Source organism: Hydrogenovibrio sp. (assembly GCF_049975065.1).
Taxonomy (GTDB): domain Bacteria; phylum Pseudomonadota; class Gammaproteobacteria; order Thiomicrospirales; family Thiomicrospiraceae; genus Hydrogenovibrio.
The window spans coordinates 803-9,160 of record NZ_JBNGDN010000083.1; the positions used below are offsets into that span (position 1 = coordinate 803).

General features: G+C 53.6%; 8 protein-coding genes. All 8 read right to left on the reverse strand.

What is annotated here, in order from left to right; all coding sequences use genetic code 11:
- Positions 1 to 115: 115 nt before the first annotated feature.
- A complete protein-coding gene (gene coaD / locus ACP5D0_RS08870; protein ID WP_472365370.1) occupies positions 116 to 595 on the reverse strand; it encodes a pantetheine-phosphate adenylyltransferase in 480 nt (159 codons plus the stop codon).
- 24 nt (positions 596 to 619) lie between these two features.
- A complete protein-coding gene (locus ACP5D0_RS08875) occupies positions 620 to 901 on the reverse strand; it encodes a hypothetical protein (protein WP_472365371.1) in 282 nt (93 codons plus the stop codon).
- Between the two features lie 195 nt (positions 902 to 1,096).
- Entirely contained in the window at positions 1,097 to 1,711 is a 615-nt protein-coding gene (gene rsmD, locus ACP5D0_RS08880) for a 16S rRNA (guanine(966)-N(2))-methyltransferase RsmD (protein ID WP_472365373.1), read from the reverse strand.
- Positions 1,708 to 3,768 (reverse strand): diguanylate cyclase domain-containing protein, encoded by a 2,061-nt coding sequence (locus ACP5D0_RS08885; protein ID WP_472365375.1) that lies wholly within the window; start codon positions 3,766 to 3,768, stop codon positions 1,708 to 1,710. Before ACP5D0_RS08885 ends, rsmD begins: the two co-directional genes overlap by 4 nt.
- On the reverse strand, positions 3,765 to 4,727 hold the full coding sequence (locus ACP5D0_RS08890; RefSeq protein ID WP_472365376.1) for an ABC transporter substrate-binding protein: 963 nt from the start codon (positions 4,725 to 4,727) through the stop codon (positions 3,765 to 3,767). The genes ACP5D0_RS08885 and ACP5D0_RS08890 overlap by 4 nt, the downstream gene beginning before the upstream one ends.
- Positions 4,728 to 4,815: 88 nt before the next feature.
- Entirely contained in the window at positions 4,816 to 7,227 is a 2,412-nt protein-coding gene (locus tag ACP5D0_RS08895; protein ID WP_472365377.1) for a transporter substrate-binding domain-containing diguanylate cyclase, read from the reverse strand.
- A 10-nt stretch (positions 7,228 to 7,237) separates the two neighbouring features.
- Entirely contained in the window at positions 7,238 to 7,975 is a 738-nt protein-coding gene (locus ACP5D0_RS08900; protein WP_472365378.1) for an LrgB family protein, read from the reverse strand.
- Positions 7,968 to 8,348, reverse strand: a complete 381-nt coding sequence (locus ACP5D0_RS08905) for a CidA/LrgA family protein (RefSeq protein ID WP_472365379.1) — start codon at positions 8,346 to 8,348, stop codon at positions 7,968 to 7,970. The genes ACP5D0_RS08900 and ACP5D0_RS08905 overlap by 8 nt, the downstream gene beginning before the upstream one ends.
- Positions 8,349 to 8,358 lie beyond the last annotated feature (10 nt).

Sequence of the window (8,358 nt, forward strand, 5' to 3'; positions counted from 1 at the left end):
CACCGAAAAAACCCGCCGGAAACCCACCCAAAACCCGAGAATGAATAATTGAGAATGAGTCGCGAGCCTTACCAACGAATATTAGAAATCAACCAGGCCTGGCGAAAAGGGCTGTTTACAGGCTGGTTTCCGCTAAGGCCTTAGCGACGACGGGGTGCACAAATTCGGAGACGTCTCCGCCCAGCGCGGAAATTTCCCGCACTAGGCTGGACGAAATAAAGGCGTATTGTTCGGCGGGTGTCATAAACATGGTTTCCACTTCCGGTGCCAGTTTACGGTTCATGGACGCCAATTGAAATTCATACTCGAAGTCCGACACGGCGCGTAACCCACGCAAGAGCACATTGCCGTCGATTTCACGCACAAAATTCACCAGCAGGCCGCTGAATCCAATCACCTCAACATTATCCATGCCATCGGTCACTTCTTTGGCTAAAGCGACACGCTTTTCCAACGAAAACAACGACGTTTTGTTGCGATTGTCCGCCACGGCAATCACCAACCGGTCATAAAATCGCGCCGCTCGTTCAATCAAATCAAAATGACCGCAGGTAATCGGGTCAAAGGTGCCTGGGTAAACCGCTGTAATGGACATGCGTCAACTCGTGCGAAAACCAGCCTATCCGGCCGATTTAGATTGACGCCCAGCACGCTTGATGCTGTGTTTGGCGGCTAGGTTTCGCAGATAAAGGTTCAGTGTTGTCAGCACGGGCTTGCCGTCTTTTTTAGCGAACTTCACCTTTTCCACTTCTTCCAGATACTGAGCGATTTTAGCGGTTGTGTAACCGGCTTCCAGCAAAGCCTTTAGTTCCACCTCAAAAGATTCAAACTGGCTGGGACGACCAGACTTGCCGCGCTTATCCGGGTTTTTATTCATCCAATCCTGTAGTGCTTTTTTCATAGCGTTTCCTGTATTAACTGATCAAAAAGAGCGACATTCAATCCACCGCTCAGATTCTGCACCCTCTTGCGACCGATGATATAACCGATCTTATGCCTAACCTGTTGATGGATTGGCCGCTGAATTTCAGCATCGCTGCAATGCTCGCATTCTACTGCAAGTGACTCGGAAATAAAATGTTTTCCCGCAACCCACTCAAGAACCCAAGAGTTGAAACAATCCGTAACGCACTTGCGATGTGGATTTCTCACGATGGCAATACCACCCCTCTGGCAGCTTTGGCCAGGCCTGGTCTTTTTCCTGTTCCAGATACAACCAGGCCTGGTCATTCAGATTCAAGGCTTGATTCGCAAACAAAGCATCGACCGCTGGTTGCATCAACCCTTGATGAAAGGGCGGATCGAGAAAAACGCCATCAAAGCGTTGCCCATCGGAATGCGCCAGCCAGGCTAGGCTGTTGGTCTGCACCACTTCGGCACGGTCGGTTTTCAATAAAGCGGCATTATCACGCAACTGGCGAGCCGCCTGTTCGGACAGCTCCAGAAAGGTGACGCTGGCCGCGCCACGGGATAAGGCCTCAAACCCCAAGCTGCCGGTACCGGCAAACGCATCCAAACATCGCGCACCGGGCAGCGACATTTGCAGCCAATTAAACAGCGTCTCGCGCACTCGGTCGGAGGTCGGGCGCAGACCTTTAGCCGCTAAAACCGGCAATTTGCGACCGCGCCAGTCACCGCCAATCAGCCGCACTTGCCCAGAAGCGTTTGCGTTCGTGGCGGGGGTTTTTGCTTTGGGATTGCGTTTTTTCACAGTTCAGCCGATGCCGATGCCGATGCCGATGAGTCGGCACTTTCATCGGCTGGACACTCCGGTTTTGGTATCGGTTTTGGTTCCGACTCCGGATCATAAAATACCACCCGGTTTTTACCCATTTGCTTGGCTTGGTACATGGCCTGATCCGCCAACTGTATTGCTTGCTCCGGCGAGGCGTCCGGTTTAACATCATACTCAAACACACCGATGCTGCAGGTCACTTGCAATGACAGCCCTTGATACACAATGGGTTTCGACACACTGTTTAAAATGCGCTGCAAAATCGGTTCCAGACGATCATGCCCCGGCACATCCAGCAACGCCATGACAAATTCATCACCGCCGATGCGCCCCACTGTGTCGCGGCCTTTTACCGCTGCCGTCAAGCGTTTCGCCAACACCTTCAGCACCGCATCCCCCGCCGCGTGACCATGCTGATCATTAATGGGTTTAAACCCGTCCAGATCCAGAAACAATACCGACAAGGTATGCGCCCCCTGCTGGCCGATTTGCCACTGTTTTAATAACTGTTCGCCAAAAAAAGCACGATTGGCCAGGCCTGTTAAATTATCGTATTGCGCCTCTCGTTTCAGCGCCAGCTCGTATTCCTTCTGTAAGGTTATGTCAGTGTGGGTGCCGTCCATGAGTTTGGCGGTGCCATCGGAGTTCAGTGCCATCACTCGTCCGCGCAACTGAATCCAGACCCAGTGACCGTCCCGATGCTGCAAGCGAAACAACACATCAAAGGGCTGCTTCGGGTGTTTGAGGTGATAATCCATCGCCCTATCGTAACCAGCATGATCTTCTGGATGCATCAGGCTTCGAAGACGTTTGGAGTTCAAAGGCTGCAATTGTTCCAGTCGGTAGCCGATCTGATGAGCATACTGCGCATTGATGTCAAAACGATCTTCCGCCAACCGCCACTCCCAAGTGCCAACACCGGTGGCGGCAATGACGTCTTTGAGTTGTTGGTGATTCAGCCTCAACTGACGACGCAAGCCTTCCGTCACCAAAAACGCCACCAGAATCACCGCCGTCAAAGCCCCGCCCAACACGATTAACGCCCAATAGTTCTGCCAAACACTTTTTAACGTGGGTGGCGCTTCATAATCATAAGGAAATAAGCGCATTTCTCGCAATAAATCACTCATGGGCTTGTAATCCAATGGCGGCATAAAACCATGCAACTGAGAACCGGAGTCATCCAGGTTCATGCCCGCTTGGGTTTCGCCTTCTCGAACACCGTTTTCATTGAACGGATGCGGGTCAAAGGCATAGGCCGCCGAAGCCAGGCGCTTCATCACATCGCTCGGCACAGAAGGCATCAGCACCAGCGGCCATTCAGGATACAGCTCGGTCGAAAGCTCAAACGGATAACTGCCCAAGGCTCGCGCATGAATCACTTTAACCTCTGACCGAGCCAAAAGGCCTTTATTCACCAGCGCCTCCAGAATGCCGGTGCGAATAAACCCAACATCCGCTTCGCCGCTTAAAACCGCCTCCACGACCTTGACATTGTCGCCAAACTCAAGGAACGACACCTTATCGGGCACCAACCCGGCCTTGACCAACTCATGCAAGGGAATGCGGAAGGCGCCGGTATTCTGGCGGGTTGGAATCGCAATGCGCGCGTTCGCCAAATCCGCTAACTGCTGAATATCCGGCCGGTCGGCGCGAGTGAATATCAGCCCGCCTAAGCTGCTGGTATTGACCCCATGGCGGTGGCGTTCCAAGGTCGCCGCCACACCGGCCGTCAAACTTTCGTGACGAATGATTTCGTATAAACTTGGGTTCACCAGCAGAATGTCGGCTTGACCGGTTCGCACCGCCTCCCGCAGTGCATCCGACTTCAAAACGCTCAGCGTGACGCGATGATCTGGAAGGGCTTTGTCCAGATGTTGCGCAAAGGCTCGAAATTCCTGTTCAGTGAAGGCTTCGCCCGCGTAATCAAACACCACCAGTTTGATTTCCGGTTGCGCAGAGGTCGCCGGTGAAAACAACAACCAAGCCAAGTAAACCCACCAGGCCTGGCTGGCTTTAACTCGCCGCATCATAGACAACGCCCATCCTGAAGCGGCGCCTTCGGCACTTTCGACAGTAAACCGGCGGCCACCATCGTTTCCGCCACATGGGTCACGCGGTTGGAAAAGCCATTCATTAACATCTTCTGATTCATTTCATAAGACGGCAGACTCAGTCCGCCCAGCGAGCGAACCACTTCGGCCTGCGTCAGGCCGAGATTGTCGGCAATCTGATAAGAAGCGTCTTGAAAGTTCTGCTTAATCAGGTTTAAACCGGCAAAATGCCCCTTGACCATGGCTTGGATCGCATCGCAGTTTTCCCCCAACACCGATTCACGCACCGCCAGCACATCCACAATGGTTTCCGGCATGGCGCGGCTGTCAAACACCGATACGCCTCCTGCGCGCAGCACCTGTATGGCCACCGGGTCGAAGCTGATGATAAAGTCCGGCCTGTGTGTCTTCCAATGCGCCAGATGCGCGTCATAGGGCACATTTTTAAGCGTCACCTCTGACGCCATCACGCCGTGATGCTCTAAAAACGCCGCCAGCATCAATTCGCCCACCGCCCCTTTTTCATACACAATGGTTTTGCCGATAATGTCTTCGCGGCCTGTGATCGGCTGCTGCGATATCACCCGATCCGCACCCGCCGAAATATCCGCGACCAACACCACTTTCAGCGGCGTGCCCTGATCAATCCCCCCCAGCACTTCGTCCAATGTCAGATAACCGGCATCCAGTTCTCCGCTGGCCAGCCCTTGCTGGGTTTCCAACGCGGTGCGGTTCGGCTGCAATTCAACCGACTTCGGCAACAAGCCGTTTTGCTCGGCCAACTGCAACGGTTGATACCCCAACCAAGGATGAATCCCCACCTGCAGCGGCTTGGGCTGACTGCAGGCGGTCAGCGCCAGCAGCAAGCCACCGGAAAACAAGCCTGCCAACACACGACGCCATCGCCGCAACATCAAAATTTGGAAAACACGCATCATAGTTTTGTCATCATCGGGTCATTAATTTTGCACTTGAACGAATTTTAACGGATTTCAACTTACCTTAGGGCAGATTAGAGCCGTTAGATTACGCTCGATGAGAGCCTGCGTGAGATTCATCCAGTTCCCTTTTTGCAGACACTTGGTTTTTGCCCTGATGTTTGGCGCGATACAGGTTTCGATCGGCACGATCAATGCAGCGGCTGATCGGTTCATCCGGCTGATATTCCGCCACGCCTAAACTAAGGGTCAATTGAATGTCCGGCGAGAAGGTGGTTTCCGCCACCGCCAGACGCATTTTTTCCGCCAAGGATTCGGCCTGTGCCAGATGGGTCTGAGGACAGATCAGCACAAACTCTTCACCGCCCCAGCGCCCCAGCACATCGGTGGAGCGCACGCATTGTTTCAGTGCCTTGGCGCTGGTGACCAACACCGCATCACCGGTCAAATGCCCGTAGGTGTCATTGACGATTTTAAAGTCATCCAGATCCATCATCACCAAGCTGAAGGGCCGATTGCCCTGAGCGACACGCGCCACTTCCGCGTCCAGCACCTGATCGAGATATTGGCGGTTATACAGACCGGTTAAGTGATCCGTTTGCGACAATGCCGACAACTGCTCATTGGTCACGCGCAATCGGGTTTTTGCCTGCCGAAGCTGGCGGTTTAAAAACACCAGCACCATCAACATGGCGACAACCGGGGTCACAATCAGCGCCAACCGCTGCCAACTGTATTCGGTTTTATAACGAATCTGCAGCCAGTGATTGGTCAATTCCGCCCGTTTTTGCAGGGGGAGCTGCTGGATCACCTTATTCATAATACTCACCAACTCTGGCCAATCCGGGCGCACCGCTATGGCAATCTGAGCTTTGAACGGCATTTCACCGGAAATCTGCACATTCACCAGGCCTGTTCGTTTCAGGTGATACCCGATGACCGCGACATTATCGACAAAGCCGAAGACAGCGCCTTCTGAGACAGCCTTCAACCCATCTTCAATGGTATCCACCACTTCCAGAGTGGCTTCCGGAAACAGGGTGCGCAACTGCTCATGCGCGGCATAGTCTTTGACCACGGCGAGGGTTTTTCCATGCAACTGGCTGAAATTGGCAATGTAAGGCTCGCCTTCCAGCGTGGCGATGACCATTGGAAATTCAAGGTACGGCTGGGTAAACAGCATGTGTTTTTTTCGACTGACCGTCTCGATCACGGCGGGCAGCATATCCAGATGGCGATTGTGAAAATGCGTCAAGGCTTGCGACCAGCTTAAATGACGCTGCGGCTTAAACGTCAGGCCGGTTTTCTGCGAGACATAGGCTAAAAATTCGGGCGTCATCCCCGAATATTGGCCGTACTGATCGACAAACTCGATGGGAGCGTAAGATCGATCCACCCCCAGACGCAGGACTGGGTGCTGTTGAATCCATGCTTTTTCCGAGGGCGTCAAGGCGAGACTGTCCTCCTCAGGCTGATACACACCGGCACGAAAATCGATCTCACCATCCAACAGCCCCTGCTGGCGAAACAAATCCACGATAAACCTTAAACGCCCCGGTTCCAGCTGGCCGATGGGAATCGTCTCCAAATTCATCATGCGTTCAATCGCCTCGGACTCGAACATCAGGTGATCGTAAGTTTTGTTCAAACCATAATGCGTCAAAATATATCGCGCCATTTCAGCCTTGTGTGACATGGCGTATTGCCAGCCCTTGAGGGTGGCACGGCGCATTTTAGCCACTCTTTCCGGATGCTGGGTGACTTCGTCCTGAGTGGTGAACAACATATCACCGTACATATCAATGCCGTAATTAATCGGGTGAATCACATTGAAAGGAACTTGGCTGTTTTGGAAATAATAGGCTTCATTGGTCAGATAACCGGCATAAGCCTCCACCGTTTTGTCCAGCAAACGATCTGGCAACTTATCAATCAAAACACTGTCCATATCCGGTGCCACACCCAGTTGATTGAACATGGCGAGAATCGGCAAACCGTCTGTATCCGCCTTGTAAAACGCCAGCCGCTTATCGTTAAGCTGATAGGGACTGTTAAGATCCGAAGATTTCAGCGTGAACAACACTTGCGGGGAGTGCTGAAAAATCGGCGCGACGATCACCACCGGCTGTTGCCGTGCCTGATACAACAGCAAAATGCTATCGGCAACGCCGTATTCCGACGCCCCGTTTAAAACTTGCTCGATATTGTTTTCCAGAAGGTTGCGTGGCTTGAGCGTGACATCCAGCCCTTCGTCCCGGTAATAGCCTTGCTTAATGGCGGCATAATAACCGGCGAACTGAAACTGATGATGCCATTTAAGCTGGATGGAAACCGATTGAAGTGCCGGCTGAGAGGCCGGCGAGGCCTTAGCCAGCTGCGGCGCGTCCCCCCAGACATTGACACAGAAGAGTAGCAAGCCGCTCAGCAGCCAGGATCGAAACGCCCAGGCCTGGCGATTTGGGGCAGTTTGATTGGAATATTGAGTCTCGCGGTGCGTCATAAGTTTGACCTCATAGAGAATGCAACCCGTGCAGCGCCGGCACCAGAAAAGGCAGAATAATCGCCGTCAGCACTCCGGCCAACGCCATCGCCAACCCTGAAAAAGCGCCCATTTCCTGGCTGACCTGAAAGCTGCGCGCCGTGCCGATGCCGTGCGCCGCCACCCCCATGGCCACGCCTTTCACACTGTCATCACGAATTCCCATCCATTGAAACAAGGCAACGCCCAGCACCGCCCCCACCACACCGGTGGCCACGACTAAAACCGCGGTTAAAGACGGCAGGCCGCCAATCTGTTCGGAAATGCCCATCGCAATCGGCACCGTCACCGATTTCGGTGCCACGGACAACAAGGTCTCCAAACTGGCTCCCCCAAGATAGGCAACCAGCACCGAACTGACAGCGCCCATCATCACGCCCGCCAGCAACCCCACCGTGGTCGGCCACCAGATGCGTTTCAGCTTGGGCAGCTGCTGATACAACGGAATCGCCAAGGCCACCGTGGCCGGCCCCAGCAGAAAATGGATAAATTGCGCCCCCTCAAAATAGGCTTTGTAATCCATCCCCACGGTTTGCAGAAACAGAATCAGCAAAGCCACCGCCGTAATCACCGGATGCAACCATACGTTCTGACCGGATACTTGGTACAGTTTATAGGCCGCACTGTAGGCCACCAGCGTCATGGTCAGGCCGGTCAAAGGCGAAGCGGACAAATACACCCATAGATAGGACAGATCCGCCTCAGTCATTCGAAGGCTTCCGAGCGGTTGATTTGCGTTCGCGGCGATTCAGGGCGAGCTGCATCACCCAAGCGGTGGTCATCATCGTCACTACCGTCGCCACCACCAGCGTCAGGCCGATCGCCAACCACTCGTTCACAATGCGCGGAAAATACAACATCATGCCGACACCGGCGGGCACAAACAAAAGCGACAGATGTCCCAGCAACCCGGATGAAACCGTGTCAAGCGATTCGGCGCTGCGCCCACGCCACACCAGCAGGGCAAACAGCAACATCATACCAATCACAGGGCCTGGAATCGGCCATTTCAGCAGAATCGCCAAGACTTCACCGATCAGCTGAAACACCAGCAGCCAAGTGATACCGTGTAAAAAGTGCACGTTTTACATC